The sequence below is a fragment of the Cryomorphaceae bacterium genome, from assembly GCA_007695365.1.
Taxonomy (GTDB): domain Bacteria; phylum Bacteroidota; class Bacteroidia; order Flavobacteriales_D; family SKUL01; genus SKUL01.
The window spans coordinates 1-22,361 of sequence record REDV01000093.1 but is presented as its reverse complement, the minus strand read 5'-3'; the positions used below and the strand labels follow the sequence as shown (position 1 = coordinate 22,361).

Annotated in this window: 19 protein-coding genes; 11 read left to right on the top strand and 8 right to left on the bottom strand. The window is 48.6% G+C overall.

The window, feature by feature from the left end:
• Positions 1–124 precede the first annotated feature (124 nt).
• Positions 125–1,447, top strand: a complete 1,323-nt coding sequence (locus EA392_09695; protein TVR38493.1) for a hypothetical protein — start codon at positions 125–127, stop codon at positions 1,445–1,447.
• Between the two features lie 9 nt (positions 1,448–1,456).
• Here EA392_09695 and EA392_09690 read toward each other — a convergent pair whose 3' ends face one another.
• Positions 1,457–2,410 carry an acetyl-CoA carboxylase carboxyltransferase subunit alpha gene (locus tag EA392_09690; GenBank protein TVR38492.1) on the bottom strand — a complete coding sequence of 318 codons (954 nt, stop codon included), beginning with the start codon at positions 2,408–2,410 and terminating at the stop codon, positions 1,457–1,459.
• Positions 2,411–2,523: 113 nt separating this feature from the next.
• Here EA392_09690 and ispE point away from each other — a divergent pair, with 113 nt between their 5' ends.
• Positions 2,524–3,321 carry a 4-(cytidine 5'-diphospho)-2-C-methyl-D-erythritol kinase gene (gene ispE, locus EA392_09685; GenBank protein ID TVR38491.1) on the top strand — a complete coding sequence of 266 codons (798 nt, stop codon included), beginning with the start codon at positions 2,524–2,526 and terminating at the stop codon, positions 3,319–3,321.
• A 2-nt stretch (positions 3,322–3,323) separates the two neighbouring features.
• Here ispE and EA392_09680 read toward each other — a convergent pair whose 3' ends face one another.
• On the bottom strand, positions 3,324–4,352 hold the full coding sequence (locus EA392_09680; GenBank protein TVR38490.1) for a YjgP/YjgQ family permease: 1,029 nt from the start codon (positions 4,350–4,352) through the stop codon (positions 3,324–3,326).
• 63 nt (positions 4,353–4,415) lie between these two features.
• Entirely contained in the window at positions 4,416–5,549 is a 1,134-nt protein-coding gene (locus tag EA392_09675; GenBank protein ID TVR38489.1) for a tRNA guanosine(34) transglycosylase Tgt, read from the bottom strand.
• Between the two features lie 92 nt (positions 5,550–5,641).
• On the opposite strand from EA392_09675, the gene EA392_09670 reads away from it, so the two are divergent.
• The 3 genes from EA392_09670 to rsmG are packed head-to-tail and all read left to right on the top strand — an operon-like array spanning position 5,642 to position 8,018.
• Positions 5,642–6,781, top strand: a complete 1,140-nt coding sequence (locus EA392_09670) for a glycosyltransferase (protein ID TVR38488.1) — start codon at positions 5,642–5,644, stop codon at positions 6,779–6,781.
• Positions 6,772–7,380 (top strand): sigma-70 family RNA polymerase sigma factor, encoded by a 609-nt coding sequence (locus EA392_09665; protein TVR38487.1) that lies wholly within the window; start codon positions 6,772–6,774, stop codon positions 7,378–7,380. The genes EA392_09670 and EA392_09665 overlap by 10 nt, the downstream gene beginning before the upstream one ends.
• A gap of 8 nt (positions 7,381–7,388) precedes the next feature.
• Complete coding sequence (rsmG, locus tag EA392_09660; protein TVR38486.1) at positions 7,389–8,018, top strand: 16S rRNA (guanine(527)-N(7))-methyltransferase RsmG; 630 nt, start codon at positions 7,389–7,391, stop codon at positions 8,016–8,018.
• Between the two features lie 6 nt (positions 8,019–8,024).
• On the opposite strand, the gene EA392_09655 is transcribed toward rsmG, so the two are convergent.
• The 4 genes from EA392_09655 to EA392_09640 all read right to left on the bottom strand — a co-directional run bounded on the left by EA392_09655 (position 8,025) and on the right by EA392_09640 (position 14,328).
• Positions 8,025–10,322: a hypothetical protein gene (locus EA392_09655; GenBank protein TVR38485.1), complete on the bottom strand. Its 2,298-nt coding sequence runs from the start codon at positions 10,320–10,322 to the stop codon at positions 8,025–8,027.
• Positions 10,323–10,387: 65 nt separating this feature from the next.
• Positions 10,388–11,215 carry a cobalamin-binding protein gene (locus EA392_09650; protein TVR38484.1) on the bottom strand — a complete coding sequence of 276 codons (828 nt, stop codon included), beginning with the start codon at positions 11,213–11,215 and terminating at the stop codon, positions 10,388–10,390.
• A gap of 1 nt (position 11,216) precedes the next feature.
• A complete protein-coding gene (locus EA392_09645) occupies positions 11,217–12,578 on the bottom strand; it encodes a pyridoxal-phosphate dependent enzyme (protein TVR38483.1) in 1,362 nt (453 codons plus the stop codon).
• Between the two features lie 67 nt (positions 12,579–12,645).
• Complete coding sequence (locus EA392_09640; GenBank protein ID TVR38482.1) at positions 12,646–14,328, bottom strand: ABC transporter permease; 1,683 nt, start codon at positions 14,326–14,328, stop codon at positions 12,646–12,648.
• On the opposite strand from EA392_09640, the gene EA392_09635 reads away from it, so the two are divergent.
• A complete protein-coding gene (locus EA392_09635; GenBank protein ID TVR38507.1) occupies positions 14,153–15,415 on the top strand; it encodes a DUF1343 domain-containing protein in 1,263 nt (420 codons plus the stop codon). The genes EA392_09640 and EA392_09635 overlap by 176 nt on opposite strands.
• Here the strand turns inward: EA392_09635 and EA392_09630 are convergent.
• Entirely contained in the window at positions 15,412–15,930 is a 519-nt protein-coding gene (locus tag EA392_09630) for a hypothetical protein (protein ID TVR38481.1), read from the bottom strand. The genes EA392_09635 and EA392_09630 overlap by 4 nt on opposite strands.
• Before the next feature lie 513 nt (positions 15,931–16,443).
• On the opposite strand from EA392_09630, the gene EA392_09625 reads away from it, so the two are divergent.
• The 5 genes from EA392_09625 (at position 16,444) to EA392_09605 (ending at position 21,720) form a co-directional block, all read left to right on the top strand.
• Complete coding sequence (locus EA392_09625; protein ID TVR38480.1) at positions 16,444–17,043, top strand: hypothetical protein; 600 nt, start codon at positions 16,444–16,446, stop codon at positions 17,041–17,043.
• A gap of 65 nt (positions 17,044–17,108) precedes the next feature.
• A complete protein-coding gene (locus tag EA392_09620) occupies positions 17,109–18,206 on the top strand; it encodes a TlpA family protein disulfide reductase (protein ID TVR38479.1) in 1,098 nt (365 codons plus the stop codon).
• Positions 18,207–18,897: 691 nt separating this feature from the next.
• Positions 18,898–19,272 (top strand): hypothetical protein, encoded by a 375-nt coding sequence (locus EA392_09615; protein ID TVR38478.1) that lies wholly within the window; start codon positions 18,898–18,900, stop codon positions 19,270–19,272.
• A 212-nt stretch (positions 19,273–19,484) separates the two neighbouring features.
• Positions 19,485–20,771 carry a hypothetical protein gene (locus tag EA392_09610; GenBank protein TVR38477.1) on the top strand — a complete coding sequence of 429 codons (1,287 nt, stop codon included), beginning with the start codon at positions 19,485–19,487 and terminating at the stop codon, positions 20,769–20,771.
• Between the two features lie 445 nt (positions 20,772–21,216).
• Entirely contained in the window at positions 21,217–21,720 is a 504-nt protein-coding gene (locus EA392_09605; protein ID TVR38476.1) for a hypothetical protein, read from the top strand.
• Positions 21,721–22,361: the final 641 nt, after the last annotated feature.

The window sequence follows — 22,361 nt, the reverse complement described above, 5'->3', positions numbered from 1 at the left end:
AACAATTGTTAGTGATTGGTCACAGCCCTGTGAAACAAGCAGATAGCGATTAGGAAATCAACCGGAGTGAATCTATGAAGATACGGCTTATACGGGCTTTTCGTACATTTAGGCTGTGAGAGTAATGAACAATTTGTTGTTGTTAATTTGTGTTCTGTGGGCTTTAACTGCTTGTAAGAAGCAAAATTCCGACGGTGTAGGGCCGCAGGTTACATGGAACAGCCCGGCCGAAAACGCGCTGATATACTCTGTTGACACGATCGTGGTAAACGCCCACATTACCGACGATGAAGTGGTGCGCCGCGTAAAAGTTAGTCTCACCAATGCTGCGGGTTCAAGCCTTGCCAATATGGGCGATGAGTTTCCCGGAACACCCACTTATCAGCTGAACAAGGCTTTTTACATCAACCGCCCCGATTTACAGGGAGGGCAGCCTTACTACCTGAATCTCATTGCTTACGATAATGATAATCACACCAGTATTTTCCGGAAAATCAATCTAGTGCCCTTGCCCTTGGAAGAGAAAGCTGTTATGGTGGCATATGGGGCAGGAAACAACCGAACAGTAGCCCTGCTGGAAAACGGGGTGATGAACCCGGTTCTGAGCGGTGCCGGTGATGTGCAGCGTTTGGTGCCCAATCATCTGGAAGGAAACGTGAAAGTGGTGTCAACTGTAAACGGTAAAATTCGCGCTTTGAATTACCCGGAATTCGGTCAGCAATGGGAGCACGATATACCCAACAACACATCCTGGCGTAGCATTGAAAGTGTAAGTTTGAACCCCAATAATGGCGAACTGCTGGTGGGCGATACGGATCATTTTTTTCAGATTCTCAACAAAAGCGGAAGCGTGATTGCCGGCTTTGATACGGAGCTGTTGCTGCATCGGCCCGTGACGTGCCTGCTTACCGACAACCGCGCTTTTGCCATAGAACGACGCATAGATAACTCCAGCCAGGACTTCACCGTGTTTTTCAAGGTAAGCGGTGCAGTAGAGTTTCGAATTGGAATGCAGGGTGATGTGGTGGAGATGTTTCCCGATGTAAGTTCGGAAAATATCACCGAGCCCAATCAGACCGTCATCTTTGTGAACGAAAACGGCCAGCCCAGAATCAGGAAATACAACATTATGGGTCAAAACTTCACACAAATCGGGACGTTGCCTCAAGGAGAGATCACCGCTGTGTGTAAACTGGCAAATCGCCGCTATCTGTTTCAAATCGATGGCACGGTATACCGCTTCAATTTTGCGGGCCCGCTACAGGTTTTTTACAACGGGCCCGACTTCCACCGTTTGGTGCACGACCCTTTGGGCAACAGGGTTTTTGGTTTAACGCAATCACATATCCACGTGTTCAGCCTTCAGGGGAACGGAATGCAGGAAATAGGAACCATTGCGGTAAACAACCCGCGAGATGTTTGTGTACTCTACAACAGAAATCCTTAGCGTGCAGGCTTAGCCGTAAGCGCCCATCGACGCGTATTTCTTAATCCGGGCAGCAATTCTCCGGTCAGGACTCGCTTTTTTCAACTTAGCCAGGTCTTTCAGTAGCTGCGACTTGATGTTGCGCACTGTCCCCTCCGGATCTGTGTGGGCACCCCCAACCGGCTCAGGAATAATTCCATCAATCAACTTGTGGTCGAGCATGTTTTGAGCCGTAAGTTTGAGCGCATCTGCTGCCACTTCCTTAAAATCCCATGTGCGCCACAAAATAGTGGAGCAGTTTTCAGGAGAGATTACAGAATACCAGGAGTTTTCGAGCATGTATACTTTGTCTCCCATGCCAATTCCCAATGCACCACCTGATGCACCTTCGCCAATAATCACGCAGATCATGGGAACCCGCAAATTCACCATCTCAAACAGGTTGCGGGCAATGGCCTCTCCCTGACCGCGCTCCTCTGCCTCCAGACCGGGGTAGGCGCCGGGAGTGTCAATCAAAGAAACCACCGGAATGTTGAACTTTTCGGCAAGCTTCATTAAGCGCAAGGCTTTGCGGTAGCCTTCCGGGTTGGCCATTCCAAAGTTTCGGTATTGGCGCATTTTGGTGTTTACCCCTTTTTGCTGGCCAATAAACATCACAGGCTTGCCGTCAATGGTACCCAAACCACCCACCATGGCTTTGTCGTCCTTTACATTCCGGTCGCCGTGCAGCTCAATAAAATTTTCGCCGGTAAGTGCCTTGATATAATAAAGTGTGTAAGGTCTTTCAGGATGGCGAGAAACCTGCACGCGCTGCCAAGGTGTGAGGTTACCGTATATCTCCGCCCGTTTTCGGACAATCTTCTCTTCGAGTTCGGCCAGCACCTGTTGTACATCTACCTCACTCTTTTCAGCGAGTTCACGCGCCTGATCAATCTGAATCTGTAACTCCTCAATGGGTTTTTCAAAATCAAGGAAAACGGCCATGCAGTTGTGTTTGGATTATCGCGACGAAGGTACAAAGTTTTTTTCCTGACAGAATTTTTTGCTCTTCCTTCAAGTTATAGCCCCTATTGATACTTTTGCGGCAAACTAATTCTGTGATTTCATTTCCCAACGCCAAAATCAACATTGGCCTATACATTACCGGCCGTCGGGACGACGGATACCACAACATTGAGAGCATTTTTTACCCCGTGCCGCTTTCTGATGCGTTGGAAATGGTGGTTGCCGATACCTTTAGGTTTACTACATCTGGTCTCAATATTCCAGGTGAAGATGATGCCAATTTGTGCGTGAAAGCATGGCGCATTATGCACAGCCGGTTCGAAGCCGTGCAGCCGGTGCATATGCATTTGCGGAAAATGATTCCCATGGGAGCGGGGTTGGGTGGCGGCTCGGCCGATGGCGCTTTTGCTATCCTTATGCTGAATGATATGTTCCAGCTTGGATTGAAAACCCCCGAATTGGAAGTATTGGCGCTTGAGCTGGGCAGTGACTGTCCGTTTTTTATCCGCAATAGACCTGCTTTTGTACACGGGCGAGGGGAGTTGATGGAGTCTCATGCCCTCGATTTAAGTGGGTTGTTTCTGGTGTTGGTAGATCCTCGCTTGCATGTAGGTACGCGTGAGGCCTACAGCGGAGTGAATCCGGTTCCGGCCCCTGTAAGCCTTCGGGAGCTATCAAAGGAGATGCTACTCAATGGTCAGAGTCTTGTTCGCAATCAGTTTGAAGACAGTGTGGTGCCGCTATACCCCGAGATTGGAAATGTTATAGGTTCATTGAAGAAAGGAGGAGCGTTGTACGCGTCCATGACGGGAAGTGGTTCTGCTGTATATGGTTTGTTTGAAAAACACCCCGGTGAGTTGTGGCCGAACGCGTGGTACTTTGAGCTTTAAGCCTATTTCGGAGCTCTGCGGTAGAGAAACACCCCGATAATCCCGAAAATCAGGTTGGGTATCCATACGGCTAGTATGGGATCCAGCCCTGCGTTGGTTGCCGCTACCGTGGTCATCCGCATAGAGAAAATGTAGATGAACACGATCAAAAACCCAAAAACAAGGTTCACGCCCAGTCCGCCACGCACCTTTCTGCTGGCAATGGCCACGGCGATGAGCGTGAGTACGTAGGTGGCAAAGGGGTAGGAGGTTCGTTGATAGAGTTCTATTTCGTAATAGGTTACGGTGTCGGAGCCCCTCATTTTTTCCTGTGCGATGTGCTCCCTCATTTCGCGAAAGTTGAGCGCGGCAACAAGGTCAATTTTAAAACGCAGATCTTCGGGGTCAAGGTCCAGGAGGGTGTCTTTTTTACTGCCGGTATGAATTTCTTCTCCGCGTCCCCCGGGAAGAAAAAAGCGTTCGTAGTAGTTGTGAACACGCCACCTTCCGTTGGTGGTGTCGAAAGCTGCCCGCTCGGCTACGAGCTTGTAGTTGAGTTGACCCTCGGGTGTCCACTGTTCAAGTGCAAACTTGTAACCTGAAAGCGAAGCCGGACTGTACAGTTGAAAATAAGCAATGGTTCCCGGGGTAATTTCGCGGTGGATATTGGTTCGGTCGGGAGTCCAGCCATAGCTGAAGTACTTCATTTCAAAAGACAGCCGCTTTTTATTGGCCTCCGGAATAAGAAAGTGATTCAACAGCAGCGAAATGGCCACCAGCAGGGTTGCCGAAAAGAAGTAGGGTATCATAATCCGCTTAAAGCTCACGCCGCTGCTCAGAATGGCAATAAACTCGGTGCGGTTGGCCAGCTTGGTGGTGAAGAAAATAACCGTGATAAAAATAAGGAGCGCGCTGAACAAGTTACCGTAGAAAATCACAAAGTTCACGTAGTAGGTGAACAGTATTTCATTGAGAGGCGCGTTGTTCCGCAGAAAATCGTCAATTTTCTCCGATACGTCAAACACCACGGCAATGCTCATAATCACCACCATGATGAATACAAAAGTGCCCAGAAAGTTGCGGATGATATATCTGTCCAGAATTTTCAAAACTGCCTACAGTCGGTGGGTGAGTTTGGGTACCATTTGATTTTTCCAGGTAGTAAAATCACCGGCCATGATGTGCTTGCGGGCCTCGCGCACCAGCCACAAATAGAAAGCCAGATTGTGCAGACTTGCAATTTGCGGGCCCAACATTTCGCCCGATATAAAGAGGTGCCTCAAAAATGCCCGTGAGTAGCGTTGGTCAACGCCCGAAGTTCCGTTGGGGTCAATCACGTTGTGGTCATTTTCCCACTTTTTATTTCGCATGTTCATCACCCCCTCACTGGTGTACAGCATTCCGTTTCGGGCGTTTCTCGTGGGCATCACACAGTCAAACATGTCTATTCCCAGGGCAATGTTTTCCAGGAGGTTGGCAGGTGTTCCTACGCCCATAAGGTAGCGCGGTTTGTCTTTGGGAAGAATCCTGCAAACCACATCGGTCATGGCGTACATCTCTTCGTGCGGCTCCCCCACCGATAAGCCTCCGATGGCGTTGCCGGGTAAATCAAATCCCGCAATCACCTCTGCCGATTTCTGCCTCAAATCGGTGTAGGTGCTTCCCTGCACAATGGGCAACAGGGTTTGGCCATATCCGTAGAGGGGCACTTTTTTTTCAAAGCGATCCACGCAGCGCTGCAGCCAGCGGTGGGTCATGTCGAGCGAGTTTTTGGCGTATTCGTAGTCGCAAGGGTAGGGCGTGCACTCATCAAATGCCATGATGATGTCAGCGCCAATTTCACGTTGTATGTCAATGGCCCGCTCCGGACTGAAAAAGTGCGCGCTTCCGTCAATATGAGACTTAAAACTCACGCCGCTTTCGGTAATTTTTCGGCTCCCGGCCAAAGAATATACCTGGTATCCGCCGCTATCCGTGAGGATGGGTTTGTTCCAGCCGTTAAAACGATGCAAGCCTCCGGCTCCGCGAATGATTTCTGTTCCGGGCCGGAGATAGAGGTGATAGGTGTTGGAGAGCATGATGTCGGCACGGGTGTCTTCTTCCAGCTCGCTGATATGCACCCCTTTGATTGCGCCGGCTGTTCCGACGGGCATAAAAATGGGCGTTTCAATGGTGCCATGCGCGGTTGAGATTACACCGGCACGCGCACTGCTGGCCGGGTCGGTAGAGAGTAAATCAAACTTGAACAAATGCAGGTGTGTTACGCGTTGTTGATAAGTAGCGAAATAACGCCAAAGATAGAACAAGCGGGGCAGATGATGCCTGTGCTAATTTTGCCGGCATGACCTTCTGGCCAACAGAACTCGATTTGCAAACCGCCGCAGCGCTCTTGCTGGCCATTGCTTCACTGTGTGGGTTGTTTTTCTACTATCTGTTCTTTTTTCTCAGGCCGGGTATTCAAAAAAGAATGACTCCGGCCGACAGGATGGATTGGCCCGCAGTTTCGGTAGTGATTTGTGCCCACAACGAGGAGCAGAATATAATAGCGAACCTACCGCGCATACTCGAGCAGGATTATCCTCAATTCGAAGTAGTGGTGGTAAACGACGATTCGTGGGACCAAACCGGTGATGAGCTTCTAAACTTTCAACAAGTGTACAGCCACCTCAAAGTGGTTACTGTTGAAGAGCATGTTCAGCGCCGCCCGGGCAAAAAATTTCCGCTTACGCTTGGTATCAAAAAGGCCTCCCATGAGCTCCTTATTTTTACCGATGCCGACTGTGTGCCTGAAAGCAATCAATGGTTGCGGCACATGGCTGCGGGTTTTCAAAGCGGCAAAGAAGTGGTGCTGGGAATGAGCCCTGCAAAGCCGGCCAAAGGACTTGTCAATGCGCTCGTGCGGTTCGAAACCCTGCTCACAGCTATGTTTTACTCAGGTTTTGCGCTGGCGGGATTCCCCTACATGGGCGTGGGGAGAAATCTCGGCTACACCCGGAGTGCCTATGATGTAGTGGGTGGGTTTAAAAAGCATTACCATATTATGTCGGGCGATGACGATCTGCTGGTGCGCGACATTGCCCGCAAAAAGAACACGGCGGTTATTGTGCACCCCGATGCATTGATGTGGACCTCAGGACCGGATTCGTGGTTGCGGTGGTGGCGCCAAAAAAGACGACATTACAGTACTGCAACACACTACCGATGGGGTTCAAGGTTGATGCTTGGGCTCTATCCACTATTCCTAACAACATGGTTAGTGGCAGTAATTTATTTGTTTACCTGCGAAAACACGCAGTACATCGCTTCGGTGCTTTTAGCCACCAAAGTAATGACGCAATTGGTTATCTTTCGGCTCAGCTTCCGGGTTCTCAAAGACAAGTATATTTGGGCCTGGTCGCCACTGCTCGAAGTGGTGCTTCTGGCAAACCAGTTTGCACTTTTGGTAGCCGCTCTTTTTTCAAAACAGAAGAAATGGAAGTAAACGATCATTTATCCGACAAAGCCAAATACGATTACGATCTGGTGCAGAAAGCAGTAAAAGGCGATCAGCGGGCCTATGCCGAGCTGATGGATCGTTACCGCGACGCGATTTTCTTTATGCTGCTTAAAATGGTGAATAACCGCGACGATGCCGACGACCTTACCATCGAAGCCTTCGGAAAAGCATTCAAACGCCTCGAGCAGTACCAACCCAGCTATGCTTTCAGCACGTGGCTCTTCAAAATTGCTTCCAACAACTGTATTGATTTTCTTCGCAAGGAAAAGAAGAAGAAAATGGTTTCCCTCGATAATTCCATCTCCAACGATGAGGGTGACGATCTGACGTACGAGGTGCGGGATGAAGAGTTGGATCCGGAAGAAAGCTTTATGAAATCGCAAAAGGTGGAAGCCATGCGCGAGGTGGTGGATAAGTTGAAGCCGCGATACCGTGAGCTTGTGGTGCTGCGTTACTTCAAAGAATATTCCTACGAGGAAATTGCCGAAGAACTGGACCTTCCGCTGGGTACTGTAAAAGCACAACTCTTCAGAGCCCGCGACCTTCTTTCGCACTTGCTTCGCCACACCAAAGAGCGTATCTGATTTCCATCATGTCCGACCCGGATCTCATTTTTCGCTACTTTCCGGATCTCACTGACCAACAGCGCAATCGCTTTGAGCAGCTGGGGCCTTTGTACGCGCATTGGAATCAGCAAATCAACGTGATATCCCGCAAGGATATGGAGCATTTCTACGAGCGTCATGTGCTGCACGCACTAGCCATAGCGCGCGTCATCCGCTTTAAACCGGGTACGAGAATTCTTGATATTGGAACAGGGGGAGGCTTTCCGGGTATTCCGCTGGCCATTCTTTTTCCGGAATGCCACTTTCACCTCGTGGATTCTATCGGTAAGAAAATCAAAGTGGTGAAGGAAGTAAGTGCCGCTCTCGGCTTAACGAATGTGCAAGCTACACACGGACGGGCCGAGGAGGCGAGCGGCTCCTTTCATTTTGTGGTCAATCGCGCGGTGGCATCCATGCAAAAGTTGCGGCACTGGAGTGATGGAAAATTCGCTTCAGATACGTTCAATTCACTTCCCAACGGTATGCTCAGTCTAAAAGGGGGGGATCTTAGGGATGAAGTTCGAGATGCCGGCGTGGAGGCCGATTTTTATCCTATTGCCGAGTACTTCCATGAAGACTTTTTTCTCACCAAGTCGGTCGTGTACGTACCGGCCTGAGCAGGTTTACTCGTGTCCGCGCTTGTTAAAGAGCACATATCCAAAGCTGAATAGGAAACTCCATTGCTCCGAAGGGCGGTTTTCGTAGTAGTTGGCACTAAAGCTCAATGGCCCGAGCGGCGACTGAAACACGATGGTGGTTGAACTCAGGAAAAAAGGACGCTCCCAGGGCTCTCCGTATGCCGCCATATTTTCTTCGTTGCGAACAATGCGACGGTACGGCAGGAAGCTGAAGTTCTCAAAGCGCAGGTGAAAATTTTTGTTGATTTGAAAGATGGCTTTGAGTCCTCCTGCAAGAAACTGATGCGCCCTGAACTCTTCCTGAAAAAAGGTGCGACTCTCGGGTATAGGCTGAAAAGCCGGAGCTGAAATAATGGTGGCGGAGTAGTTGGTAAAGAAAGGTCTGTTGCTATAAAGCGCTTTGAAGAACACTCCACCGGTAAAGAATTTACCAAAGTTGTAGTAATTATCAGTTTCCAAACTAAGCTGAACCCATTGGCGGTAGGCGTTGAATTGCAATCCCTCGAATGACCGGCTGCCGGGAATGGTTTCTTCAGATCCGCTCACGTATCGGCCACGAATGTCAATCATTTTTCCTTTGGTGGCGAATTGTTTTTGGTTGTGACTGCTGATTTCCAGCTTTAAGCCCACTGTTCCGTTGCGGAAATAGGTTTGGTCGGAAGTGTCGGTTGCCGTAAAAAGGTCGTCCTGGTAGTATTGGTCGCGGAGCTGCGAATATTTGATGTCGGCCTGAACAATTCCGTTGGTTCCGGTGGGTAGTGTGGCGAGTAAGCCTGTGTACCAGTCGTTTTGCACGATGAAGGAGGGCTTCGATTCCTCGAAGAAATTGGCAAAGCTCTTGAAGTAGTCCCAGCGATTCATGGTGAAAACGGGCTCCAACCGGAACATGTTGGCACCTGGAAACTCTATCTTTATGCGGGTCATAACCGAGCCGTAAAACTTTCCGAAATAAGAATTGGCTGAGAGCGAAATCGGCAAACGTGAAAAATGGTTGTACTGCAATCCCACAAATCCGGTATTCACTGGTTTAGATGACAGGTGGCCACCAAATTCGAGCATGACCTCTTTTTCACGTTTCACGTAAATATCCATGGTGTAATGTTCGTCATGGTCGTTTTTACGCGCACTCGGATAGGCGTACCTGATTTTCTCATCCTGGATAAGGTGGTAAAACCTGCGGCGCATAATTTCAAACGGAACCGCTTCCTCTCGTCTGCGCAAACCAGCCACACGCTCCACGTATTGAGCCTGTCGCTTGTTTACTCCGGATACTTCCACCCCGCTTATGGTAAGTGGGGAAAGTTTACTGCGGAAGGCCTTCCTGCGTTCCTGCATTTCAGCTTTACTCACGGTGCGGCTTACATCGGCCCTGATAGAGTCTATGAGCGCAATCGTGCGGGCATAACCGTCGGCAATAATGGCGTCCATTTTGCTGAAATCAAAAGTACCCACATCCAACTCTGATTCAATGAGAATACCTTCATCACACACCAGATCAAAGTCAGTCTTTTCGCGAATCATGTTCTCCAACTGGCTCAGCAAATCATCATCTTCGGGTGGTGCAATGTTTCCGCTTACGTTGCTGCCAATGATGTAATCGGGCATAAACACATCGTACATCACGTCAATCGGAAAATTGTTGTACAAACCACCGTCGAAAAGGATCCTATCGCCAAATCGCACGGGCTCAAAGTAAAACGGATAGCTGACCGATGCCCGAACAGCCTCACCGAGGTTTCCGTTGCTGAAAACGACCTGGCGCTTTTTCTCAATGTCTGAAGCCACACATCTGAACGGCACCACTAGATTGTCGAAATTGTAATCTGCCACTGCCGACGGCACCGACATGCCCTCCATCAGCATGAGGTCCATCATGGTGGGCTTCACTAGGTTGGTGGGAAGCAGGCTGGTTACGTTGAACTTATTGCTGATTCTGAGCTGTATGATGGACGCACTTTTCAGCGTGTTGTAGTAATAGTAACGATATCGGTTTTCAAAGTCGCCGGCAGCAGCCATGGCAAAGTAGTCGGTGCGCACCAGCGAGTCTATCTGGGCCGGAGAATATCCGATGGCGTAGAGCGCGCCGATAAAAGCGCCCATGCTCGTTCCGGTGATATAGTCAATGGGAATTTCGTTTTCCTCCAAGGCTTTGAGTACCCCAATATGCGACAATCCGGCTGCACCTCCGCCGCTCAGCACAAGTCCAACGCGCTGTGCACCGGCAGGTACCCACAGGGCAATGCAGAAGGCCAACAATGTGAGCCGAAAAAGGAGGCGGTGCATGCGAGCAAAACTAACAATTATCTTACCGCGTATTTGGGCTCAGAATAAGAAGAAATTCAGGTTCCTTATGGTAATCTCTCTTGCAGTTTGCCGCGCAGCCCTCGCAAATACCCCGGCATTTTTGCCATCCTTGAGCCGTACCATGAAAACAGCTCGCCGTCCACCTTTGTCACAGTGCTGTGGGGCAAGAGGGTCTGGTAGTGTTGAATGTGCTCATCCTTAAAAGGAAAGGGCTCCGACGAAAGGAGCACCACATCGGCATTGCTCACTGCCAACTCTTCCGCGGTGATGGCCGGATATCGCGGAGTGCCATCCCTACCGCCGAAATGCCCGTCAAACACATTATGCAACCCCATGGCGCGCATCACATCGCCAATAAAGTTGTTTGTACCGCACACCATCATGGGCTTGTGCCAGATGAGGTAAGCCGCCCGTATGTTTGGCTGACCGACAATTGAAGACTTCAGCTTGTCGAAATCCGCTTCGATTTCCTGAGCCATGTGCTGCGCTTCGGAAGGGCGTCTGCACAACTCGCCGATTTGTACAATCATTGCAATACCCTCCGAAATGGTTTTCACGTCGCTCATCCATACGGGGTAGGTATGCCACAAGCGCTCAATGTCTTCGGGGGTATTTTCTTCTTTGCTGCCGATAATCAGGTCGGGCTGAAGCGCGGCAATACGGTCGTGATGAATTTTCTTGGTGCCACCCATGTTTCGGGCAGTTTGCCTTGCCTGCTCGGGATGCACACAAAACCGAGTCACACCCACTACCTCGTTGCCGAGGCCTAAGTCAAAAAGGAGCTCAGTAATAGAGGGAACCAGTGAAACAATGCGTTGTGGTCTGGCGGGTAGGGTGATGTTCCGCCCCATCTGGTCGGTTACATGCAGCATCTCAACAGAATGCCCCGATCAGGTCGTGGCGGGTAATGATATGATGCTTATCCTCGTCAATCTGCACCAGCACCCCGTGAACGTCTTTGTTAATCATGGCCGCAATCTCCGTCAATTCGCACTGGGCGGTGACCACGGGAAGGGCTTCGTCCATCACTTCAGATGCGCGCATGTTGCCCACCTCGGGGTTTTCAACCAGTTTCTGAAACAAGCGGTTGTCGTTAAGGCAGCCCACAAACTTGCCGTCGTCCACCACGGGAATCTGCGAAATATCAAACTGACGCATTTTCTGGATGGCGTTCGCTACCAACTCGCCCGAACCAACAGTGACCAGTGGTTGCTCTACATGGTTGTTTACGAGGTCAATAGCATGGCGATTTCGGTCACTGAGGAAACCGCGGTCGCGCATCCAGTCGTCGTTGTACACCTTGCCCACGTATCGCGATCCGTGGTCGTGAAACAGCACCACCACCACAGAGTCGGCGTTGAGGCGGTCTTTCAGTTGGCGAACACCGGCAAAGGCGCTCCCTGCGCTATAACCCAGGAAAAGTCCTTCCTTGCGCGCCAGCTCACGCGTGGTGAGGGCGCCTACCTTGTCGGTTACTTTTTCAAAATGGTCAATCAGGCTGAAATCCACGTTTTTTGGCAAGATGTCTTCGCCAATTCCCTCAGTGATATAGCTGTAGATTTCTTTCTCGTCAAACTCGCCGGTTTCGTGGTATTTCTTGAAAACCGAGCCGTAGGTATCAATACCCCAAATCTGGATATTGGGGTTTTTCTCCTTGAGGTACTTTGCCACTCCGCTGATGGTTCCTCCGGTTCCTACTCCTACCACAAAATGGGTGATTTTTCCTTCGGTTTGCTCCCAGATTTCGGGACCCGTGGTTTCGTAATGGGCCTGTCGGTTGCTGAGATTATCGTATTGGTAGGGATAGAAAGAATTGGGAATCTCGCGGTTCAGGCGGGATGCCACCGAATAGTATGACTCAGGGTGATCTGGCGGTACGTTGGTTGGGCACACGTGCACCTCCGCTCCCATGGCCCTCAGAATATCCATTTTCTCCTTGCTCTGCTTGTCGCTCAGGGTGCAAATCAGCTTGTAGCCTTTTACGATGCAGGCCAGCGCCAGCCCCATTCCCGTGTTTCCGCTGGTGCATTCAATCACGGTTCCGCCGGGTTTGAGATGACCTGCTTTTTCAGCGTCCTCAATCATTTTGAGCGCCATGCGGTCTTTTACCGAATGACCCGGGTTGAAATACTCAACCTTGGCCAACACGGTGCCGGGAATATCCTGCGCAATGCGGTTCATGCGAATCATGGGCGTGTTGCCGATGGTTTCAAGAATGTTGTCGTAGATTTTCATGCGGGTTTGATTTCAGTTGCAAAAGTAACCATCCTGTGAGCTTATTGGTTTTTTGGCTGCGCGTAAATCAGTTGAAGCGTATGGCGCGTACCGGCGAAATGCGCGTTACCAGGTAGGAAGGCAGTATCAGCACCAGCAAACAAATGGCCAACGTGCCGATGTTGAGCATCAGTACGTGCTCCCATTTCAACAAAATGGGCACGGAGGACACGTAGTAGCTGGCCGGATCGAGCGACACCAGTTCCCAGTAATCTTGTGCCAGGCAAAGTCCTATACCCACCACGTTTCCAATAAGCAAACCGTAGCCTATAAGGTATCCGGCGGTGTAGAGAAAAATCTTTCGCACCGACCAGTCTGTGGCGCCGAGAGCCTTGAGAATGCCGATCATGTTTACGCGTTCAAGAATCAAAATCAACAAGGCCGACGACATATTGATAACTGCCACAATAATCATGAGCGTGATGATGATTTTGGGGTTGATGTCAATCATTTCCAGCCAGTTGAAAATTTCCGGAATGCGCTCTGAAATAAGTGTGGTTTTGAGGTCGTAGTCCAGGATGTCGTACACAGCGTTGTTGGCTTTGTGCATGTGCCGAAAATCGTGCAGCACCACTTCGTAGCCGCCCACGTAGTGATGGTTGCTGCTGCCTCCGGTTTGCACCTTTGCCAGTTCGGCGTCGCAGATACAGCCGCTGTGGTCTTGGGGGTACTTTACGGTAATCCACGCAGAGTCGGGCAGGGTAAGTGAGCGGTCTGTGAGCACCACTTTGAGCGTGGTGTCGCGATCCAGGCAAACGCCGTGCGGACCTGCACCCCGCATACCGGAATCGCCCCAGTTAAACCGGTACTCTCCGTCGCCGCCAAATGCGAGGGCCTCAACAATAAGGAGCTGGTTTTCGCAATCGCCCGATACCCGCAGTTGTGCTTCCAATCCCCAGCGATTGATGCGCTGCAAATGCCCGATGTGCATGAACAGAAACTGTGCGTCAAATTCGGCGAGGCCGGTTTCGTACATACCCGAAATCACAAACCTGCGAGGGCTCAAACTTCCGGCCTGATTCGGGAAATACACAGTAATACGCTGGTTGGTGTCTAGTTTTAACAGGTTGGCAAGGTGGGTAGAAACCAATACTTGTTGCGTAATGGCGGTGTCTGATATGTCGGGCAAGTTGCCCAGTACCAGTTTGTCGCGGAAAAAATGCCAGTCGAAATCCGTTCCGATACCCTTGGCGATCACCCCGTGGATGTCGGTTTCGGTTTCTACAATTCCGGGCTTGGTTGCGTAGGTTTGCACGTGTCGTACCTCCCTAAGCGCGCTGATTTCCGGCACGAGGTGTGCCTGCCGTTGCATGCGCTCCGATTCGTAGCTGTTGTTCATCGAAAGCGGCGTAATCTGTATATGAGCACCAAAGCCCGTTACCTTGTTGCGCACCTCGGTTTTGAACCCGGTTACAATGGCCATCGAGAGAATCATCACCGCCATCCCAAGCGCAATGCCTGCTATGGCAATACTTACAATGGGGCGCGAAAAGGTTTTAGAACCGCTTTCGCTACCTTTGAGCATTCTACCCGCTATGAACGATTCTATCTTCAATTCCTTTCCGCTGAAGTCGCGCAAAATTAGCAATATAATCTGCCGTGTTGGCCTCGGGTTTTGGCTCACCGTGCCCATTTGCGGATGCGCGGAAGTTCCGGCTCCTGTTTCCGAACCGCCCGAAATCCAAATTACACAGGATGAGCCGCTGCGCACCGGAGCAGAGCAAATGGAGCGCGTTCTGGCTCATCTCACAGGAAGGCGGGTAGGGGTGGTGGCCAATCCTACGGCACAGGTAGCAGGTGTCCATTTGGTAGACACCTTGCTGGCGCATGGGGTCAATCTGGTGCGGGTTTTTGGGCCTGAGCACGGATTTCGGGGCGATGCAGCCGACGGCGAATGGGTAGATCACGGCGTAGATGCCCGCACGGGAATCCCGGTGGTGTCGCTCTACGGAAAAAACAAAAAACCTACGCAACAACAGATGTCTGATCTGGATGTGGTGGTGTTCGATATTCAGGATGTAGGGGTGCGTTTTTATACCTACATCAGCACCTTGCACCTGGTGATGGAGGCCGCCGGCGAATCGGGAGTTTCAGTGCTGGTTCTCGACAGGCCCAATCCGCACGCGCACTACATAGACGGTCCGGTACTCAACCCGAAATTCAGCTCTTTTGTGGGAATGCATCCTATTCCGCTGGTACACGGCATGACGGTGGCAGAACTGGCGCTTATGATAAACGGTGAGGGCTGGCTGAAGGGTGGTGTGAAATGCGCGTTGGATGTGGTTCCCTGCGAGGCTTATGCGCGATCCGTGCGCTACGAGCTGCCCGTGGCGCCGTCGCCCAACCTGCCCAACATGCAAAGCGTGTATTTGTACCCGTCGCTGGGATTGTTCGAAGGCACCCTGGTGAGCGTGGGCAGGGGCACCGACGCACCATTTCAGCAAATCGGAATGCCCGGTTTGAAGGCCGGTGAACATCGTTTTACACCGCGTTCTATTCCGGGGGTGTCCAAATACCCTCCCCACGAAAATAAGGAATGCGTGGGTTGGGATCTGCGCGGGGAGGAAACGCCGCCACAGCGGCTCAACCTGTCTTTTTTACTCACCACGTATGAGCATGCGCCAAACAAGGAGGCCTTTTTTCTGGAGAGTGGTTTTTTCAACAAACTGGCCGGCACCGATGAGCTGATTAAACAGGTAAAAGCGGGTTACACAGAAGAGCAAATTCGCGCCACCTGGAAGGACGGTCTCGAGGCTTTTGCCAGACAACGCACACCCTATCTGCTTTACGAGGACTAGCCCGCTGACCCCGTACTTTTGCCTGAGCGGCTTTGCAGAAAGGCGTTGATCTGTTCCGGTTTTTGCGTGCCAATCAAAATGCGCTTGCCGTTGTTTAAAACGAGTTGCAGACCTCGGTTTCCCTTCATATTGTAGGCCGTTCCCGACGGCCCCATGCGTAACCCCCAGCCACCGTATTCTTTGATGGGATTGTATTGGCGCACTTCCGTAGAGGTGATTTTTTCCCACCCAAAGGTTCGGTATTTCAGGTGAAAAGGAAAAAGTTGCACGTGAACGCCTTTCTCATTCAACCGGGTGCGCAAGGTAATCTGCGAGAAGCCCACAGTGAGCAGAAGAAAAAGTACAGCAAAAATGATCAAGCCCGTGTTGCTCATGGGGTTGTTTCCCACCGGATTGCCAAAGGCCATTTGTTGTACCAGTGCGTATGCAGAAAAAGCGTTGATCAGCAGTAGAATAAGCCATACCCACCAGATGGTGAGCCGCTGGGTTTCCTTGTACGTTGTGGCTTTGCTCATGTCTTGTTGAATTGCGTGGCCAAAGGTAGCGATGTTTGAGGAAAAGTTTCGGGATGAGGTTTATCCGCATGCGCTTTTGCTCTCTTTACACCTTGAGGGGAGCCATAGCCTCAGGTGGAAGAGAGACCATGCAAATTGAAACAACCACCCTGTGCACGAAGAGGCGTACGAGCTGTATGATTTTATGCTCTGCGGTTAGCGCGCACAAATGTCTGGTTCAAAATATTACACCGTCATCAATGGATGGGTGTTCTTAGGCTGTTACAATACCTAGATATATAATGATCTAAAAAGAGTAAATGGGAAATAATAAGACAAAAGATATCAACAAAAAATGGGAAATGTTGAAAACGCGTAAAACGCACAGTTAGCTTCATATTCACTCCGTTTGAATCACTTTAAAAAGCATGTTATCAACATATGGTGCGTATGTCTCGGATAAAAATAAATTTGTGATTCTTTTTTTTTTTTTTTGCTTTGGAGGGCTCAATCAAATCAACCGGTTGTAAACGAGTGAGCCCGGGTTGCCGAAAATGGAATAGAGTAGGTGGTTTTAAACTCTTTAAAATGAAAACAAAGTTTATCCACAGTTTTGGGGTATTGCGAGTATTAGCATTATTCGCTTCTATTGCCATTATATCCTGCGAAAAAAGTGATGAAATCCATAATGCAGAATTTCAAAGTCAGATCGCGGAGGCTGCGAATAATGGTGCTTTTCGAGCGTCATCATGTCAAGCAGACTGCCTGTTTGCTGCTTGTTCAGTTGAATGTTCAAATGATATGGCTGAGTGCTGGTGTATGTTTGGCTTCGCAAACTGCGATTGTCGCGATGACGACGAAAGCTCTTTGGGTGATATTGTTATCGACGAAAATCAAGCTGAATTGGTTCAGGACTTAGCTGAATTTGTTCGGACGGGATTGCAGCCCTCTAGCGTTGGTCAAGAACTGCAGAATTCGTTGTTTGCATACCTTGATTTGGTGAGCCACAAAGATTGGCGTAATCTTGAAATTGCGCATAATGACTTGTTATTTGCGCTTGAGAATCTATCATCAGACAACAAGACTAAGATTAATGATTTTCTGATAAGTATTGGGCAACCAACAATCTTTTGACCAAGTTCAATGAGTGCCCCAATCTCGCTTGAAATAAAGAAATTGGGGCACTTTAATTACTTACCATGACCAGAACAGTTTTCATTTCGGTTTTATTGCTTTTGTGGGTGTCTTTCTCTATGGCTGGAACCATTTCGTTTCAGGGGTTTGGATGTGATTCGCTCACCGTGGTGTTGATTAACAAGGAATCGGGTCAGGACACCTTGTTTTCCGGTTTATTGGATGATCATTCACTCACCTATAGTCATGGGCGTGAAGAGTTCAGTGTTTCGGCAGTATCGGTTATAAACCACTGCGATAAAAGTGGAATGAGTTTTCCGGTTCTGCTAGATGGTAGCAATATTCGACTGAACTTTCAGCGGGATGAATCCTCCGGTTTCCGCTTTGTTACCTATGAGGGAAGTTCGCTTCAAGAAGAGTTCAATGCTTTTAATGCACAATTGAATTCGTTTCGCGCGGAGTCCATGACTTTGGCTAAAAGCCTCAGGAAAGTGGCTAATAGTGATGCAAGCGAAGCAGAGGAAACCGAACGTCGAATCAGGCAGTTAATGGACTCAGCCAATGACTATATCATCGCGACATGGATAAAGGACCCATCCAACAAGTTTGTCTATTTGTTTCTGAGCATGATAATGGCGCAAATTCAAGACAAGAAATTGGCTGAGGACATTTGCAGGTCGGCTGCAGTGCATGCGCCAATTTCTCTGCTGCCTGCCATTTGCGCCAACAAAGCCGGGATAGAGGGTAAGAATATCTCAGAAATTCTCGGGGACGATGATGATTCAGAATCTTTCCTGGTCTTGCTTCGCTCAAGGAGCAATCCGAAATGGTTTGTAATTGACATTTGGGCTTCGTGGTGTGGGCCTTGTATCGTGCAGCAGGAAGAGCTAAAAAAGCATTACCCGGAATGGTATGGGCGGGGTGTTGAAGTTATAGCTGTGGCTGTTAGGGATGCGGAGTCAAGAGCCAGTGCATCCCATCACAAACGCTCTTTGCCGTGGCAAAACTTTGTGGATGTTTCCGGCGTCCTGGGGCTGGCGTTTAATGTTGCGAGCATTCCCGGTTATATCGTGCTGGATGACGAGTACACAGTGAAGTTCCGCAGTAATTCTTTTGAAGAGTTGACTGAATGGCTCACCTCGGAGGGTATTGTGTTGAATTGATGGTGGTTTTGGAATACAACGAGTGAGCTTCCAACAAACTCTCAAGATGACGCCAATACTGATCCAATGCGCTCAGATAGCACTTCACTGACTCTATACTTCGACAAGGATAAGTTGGAAATGAGTGAGATTGATGAATTCAATTCAGGCATTTTTGTGGTATCTAAGTCTATTGAAGTGGAAGGGGAGTGGCATGTAGAGTTAGAATTTGAACACTTTTAGAGGAACCATAGCCTCAGGTGGAAGAGAGACCATGCAAATTGAAACAACCACCCTGTGCACGAAGAGGCGTACGAGCTGTATGATTTTATGCTCTGCGGTTAGCGCGCACAAATGTCTGGTTCAAAATATTACACCGTCATCAATGGATGGGTGTTCTTAGGCTGTTACAATACCTAGATATATAATGATCTAAAAAGAGTAAATGGGAAATAATAAGACAAAAGATATCAACAAAAAATGGGAAATGTTGAAAACGCGTAAAACGCACAGTTAGCTTCATATTCACTCCGTTTGAATCACTTTAAAAAGCATGTTATCAACATATGGGGCGTATGTTTCGGATAAAAATAAATTTGTGATTCTTTTTTTTTTTTTGCTTTGGAGGGCTCAATTAAATCAACCGGTTGTAAACGAGTGAGCCCGGGCTGCCGAAAACGGAATAGAGTAGGTGGTTCTTAATGTTTGAAGAATGAAAACACTAAAAATTTTGTGGATTTTAAGCTTGCAGCTTCTTTTATTTTCGTGTAACAAGGCAGATGACTCTATTGAGCTTGCGGAAGATGATTACACAACTCATCCTGTTGAGAGGAGTCTGGGCATGGGTGAGTATGGTCCTATGGTCTGCACGCTTCCTGATGGAAGTTGTGGAAGTCAATGTGCGGGTAATCATGGTGGATGTTGGGAGGCGACAGAATGCAAACCCAACCCCTCTGAGTTTATGCAACATTTGGAAGAGTTGTATAGCGAGGAGGAAATCGATGCAATGAAGGAGAATCGTGCTCCTATCAATGAACCTCGACTGCTTGAAATTTTAAAGCGGCATGGCACGCTTCCGCTTAAGTAGCGTAATTGCATGTACATGGGTCATGAAGTGAGCATTATTCTATGCTTTCTTCATGACTTATTTCACAGTATGCATAACGGCGCATCTTTTAGCTTACTTCGAGAGAAGTTTTGTGTAGTTGTCATAGGGGGAGTGAAAAACTCAATTGAACCAACTTAACGCAATTTGAGTCAGCAAGCGGAGACTTTGGCGCATTTTTCTTACCCTTGATAATGAGGAGCCTGTTGTTTTGTGAATGCAAAAACTATTATATTCAGCTTTTTAACAACATGAAGAACACAACTATCTTTTGGTCTTCGGTTAGGAACTTCAGGTTTCGTTTTTCTGGACTCATGACCGTGAAACCCTTTCTCTTTGCGGGATTGCTCGGTATGGCTCTATCAACGGGGTGTATTCGCATGGATGGTGAGACTATCAGAACAACCATGGGCGATCTGCGCTATACCAGTCTACAGAGTGAGCTGTTGGATTCTATTGGGTTCAGTTTTTTTGATTCAAAAAGAATTATTTACCGTAGGGATAGCACTCTAATTGTGTATCCTGATGGAGACGACTTGAAGTTCTATTTGGTTGAAGAAAAACGTGATGTCGCAAAAATAGACTGTCCCGTTCACGTAGAGAACGCCAGGGATTTTTCGGTTGAAAGTTTGAGTGATGTTGTCATCTTTTACGGCGAGGCACTTGTACGAATCAAGGATGGTAATGAGCGCATCATTGATTTGCCAAAATTTACTGATTTTGCCTGGCTGCCGGAAACGCACGGTTTTGAATATTTTTCGGACCTTGATCTGGTTGTTACCGGATTACAAGCCTCGTGGACCGATGATGACAACTCTGCAAACAAAATGAACGGCCTTGTTTCATTCAACCTGAAGACCAATGAAATGAGACATCTGCCTTTTACCTACGATAATATTTACCGCAATAAAGACTCATGGGGAGCTGAAATAGCCTTGTCGAAAAGCGGAAATAATTTGATCATCAGTGAAAACTGGAGCGAAAAAGTGCATGTGGTGAACATGGAGACGTTGGAAATGAATAGTTATCCGGTAAGGCATCCGGCAGAAAATATCGCAAATGACTTACCCCGGCATTTAAGCGACCACAAGGAATTTATTCCCGGGCCGGAAGAAAGAGTGACTGAGCGCTATGCCTTGTGGAAGTTGCGGCACCATTGTTTTGAGAAGTACGGAAAGGCTTTTCTTTCAGCTAGCGGCGATAAAATCTACCGTTTGTATCAGCACAGGATTACCCCAACCAAAAGCAATACTGGTTTAAGCCAGCATCAAAAAGCACAGTTTATTGTTCGTACCGATTTGTTGAATGGTGAAAGTGTTGTGTATCCTGTTCCATCCAATCGGTTCTTTGTATGGAGGGGCTTTTGGCTCACTCCTGAAGAAGGGTTTCAAACCATTAAGTTTCTCTACAAGTCTCACTTTGATAGAGATGACGCTGTTTACCTACTGGAGACCATAGAACTTTTCGATTATTTTGAGTGAATGTTCGGTTCTGCAGCATTTATGATGATTCTTCTGTTTTCTACGGATACATAGTCCTGAAATAGGTTCACGCACCTTTAAATCAAAGAAATTGTGGCACTTTAATTACTTACCATGACCAGAACAGTTTTCATTTCGGTTTTATTGCTTTTGTGGGTGTCTTTCTCTGTGGCTGGAACCATTTCTTTTCAGGGGTTTGGATGTGATTCGCTCTCCTTCATGTTTTGAAACACGTGCTAAGATGAATGCAATTACTTTAACTGCCTTGATAGTTTTGCTTTCAACAGTAGGTTGTAAGCCAAAAGATACACGAGTGTTCTACAGGTCTGACTTTAAAACGACATCTATTGTAATCGAGAATCCATCAGATATCAATCAGGCCTTGCAAGCACGGGGTGGCGATACGCTCTTTTCGCTTTTTCCAGTGGGCAAACGAATGGCATTAATGCCTCGCCCCGGTATTCAGGTGTTCAATCAAAACGGAGAAATGCTGAATGAGCTTTGTCACGCCCATTTCGGAAATGATGAGAAACTTGTTAAAAGCGTTGAGCAACTGAGAAACCGCCCCATGAGAAGTGGTAAAAACCCTTTCAAGCTGGAAGAAGGCAAAAACCTCTTTGATATTTTAGAACATGAACAGGTAAACGGCAAGGAGGTGCTGGATCGCCTGCCGAGGGATGTTGATAGGTATTTGTTGATTCCATGGAAGGTGAAAGATACGGTTATGGATCCGGGGACAGGAATTGTGCCGCATGAGGATTGGATAAAACCTGTACTAATAGTTGCTGAAGAGTCTGATTTGAAGTTTGCGGTTTTGTGGGAGTCGATGCATTTAACAACTGCCCAGGGCATCACGAAAGAAGAGTACGGCCATCTTTATTTCGATGCCATGCAGGCACAATTTCCGAAACAGTTTCTTGAGGATGAGGAAGCAGATACTGTAAGGTGATGGTAGATTTTGGTTACCGATCAACCAGCTCGCTTTCAACAGACCTGGCTGTGTTGGAAACTGAAAACCGACCTGCCTTCTTGTCATTTCGACCGCATTAACGACGCCAGGAGCTGCGCCCCGAAATACTTCGGGGAGAAATCCCAAAATTGAAACGGAGGCCTTTATCCCCTCCACCGGAGGGGTGGCCCCGACAAACGCGGGTTTCACACGACCTTGATGTTGAAGGTCGGGGTTGGGGTGGGTTTTTCACCCACCACCCAGAAGCTGTGTAGCGGAAAAGTCTCATTGAGAACAGTGATCTGAGTAAAAACAAGACTCTGTTTCAAAGAGATTTCTCCACTCCGTGCTTCGTTCCTCAGCACTACGGTCGAAATGACAAAGGGGTGTGATTGAAAAGGATTTGGCGCGGATTCTCGTGGCTCACAATCGGAAATAAAAAGCAGGCGGGGACGCCTTGAATATGTCAGCATAGCGAGACGCTACGCTGAACGGAGTTTTTGTTTCTGGTTATGAGTATTTTGTCATTTCGACCGAAGCAACGACGACAGGAGTTGCGCAGCGGAGAAATCTCTTAGGAGACATAGTATGAACTGAATGAGATTTCTCCACTGCGTGCTTCGTTCCTCAGCACTCCGGTC

Bases quoted from the DNA above. Each gene is read 5' to 3' on its own strand.
- EA392_09630 (TVR38481.1), bottom strand. From the start codon at position 15,930: ATGAGCAAAGCCACAACGTACAAGGAAACCCAGCGGCTCACCATCTGG.
- EA392_09665 (TVR38487.1), top strand. From the start codon at position 6,772: ATGGAAGTAAACGATCATTTATCCGACAAAGCCAAATACGATTACGAT.
- EA392_09655 (TVR38485.1), bottom strand. From the start codon at position 10,322: ATGCACCGCCTCCTTTTTCGGCTCACATTGTTGGCCTTCTGCATTGCC.
- EA392_09620 (TVR38479.1), top strand. From the start codon at position 17,109: ATGACCAGAACAGTTTTCATTTCGGTTTTATTGCTTTTGTGGGTGTCT.
- EA392_09610 (TVR38477.1), top strand. From the start codon at position 19,485: ATGAGGAGCCTGTTGTTTTGTGAATGCAAAAACTATTATATTCAGCTT.
- rsmG (TVR38486.1), top strand. From the start codon at position 7,389: ATGTCCGACCCGGATCTCATTTTTCGCTACTTTCCGGATCTCACTGAC.
- EA392_09670 (TVR38488.1), top strand. From the start codon at position 5,642: ATGACCTTCTGGCCAACAGAACTCGATTTGCAAACCGCCGCAGCGCTC.
- EA392_09695 (TVR38493.1), top strand. From the start codon at position 125: ATGAACAATTTGTTGTTGTTAATTTGTGTTCTGTGGGCTTTAACTGCT.
- EA392_09650 (TVR38484.1), bottom strand. From the start codon at position 11,215: ATGCTGCATGTAACCGACCAGATGGGGCGGAACATCACCCTACCCGCC.
- EA392_09615 (TVR38478.1), top strand. From the start codon at position 18,898: ATGAAAACACTAAAAATTTTGTGGATTTTAAGCTTGCAGCTTCTTTTA.
- EA392_09690 (TVR38492.1), bottom strand. From the start codon at position 2,410: ATGGCCGTTTTCCTTGATTTTGAAAAACCCATTGAGGAGTTACAGATT.
- EA392_09645 (TVR38483.1), bottom strand. From the start codon at position 12,578: ATGAAAATCTACGACAACATTCTTGAAACCATCGGCAACACGCCCATG.
- EA392_09605 (TVR38476.1), top strand. From the start codon at position 21,217: ATGCCTCGCCCCGGTATTCAGGTGTTCAATCAAAACGGAGAAATGCTG.
- EA392_09635 (TVR38507.1), top strand. From the start codon at position 14,153: ATGAACGATTCTATCTTCAATTCCTTTCCGCTGAAGTCGCGCAAAATT.
- EA392_09680 (TVR38490.1), bottom strand. From the start codon at position 4,352: ATGGTGGTGATTATGAGCATTGCCGTGGTGTTTGACGTATCGGAGAAA.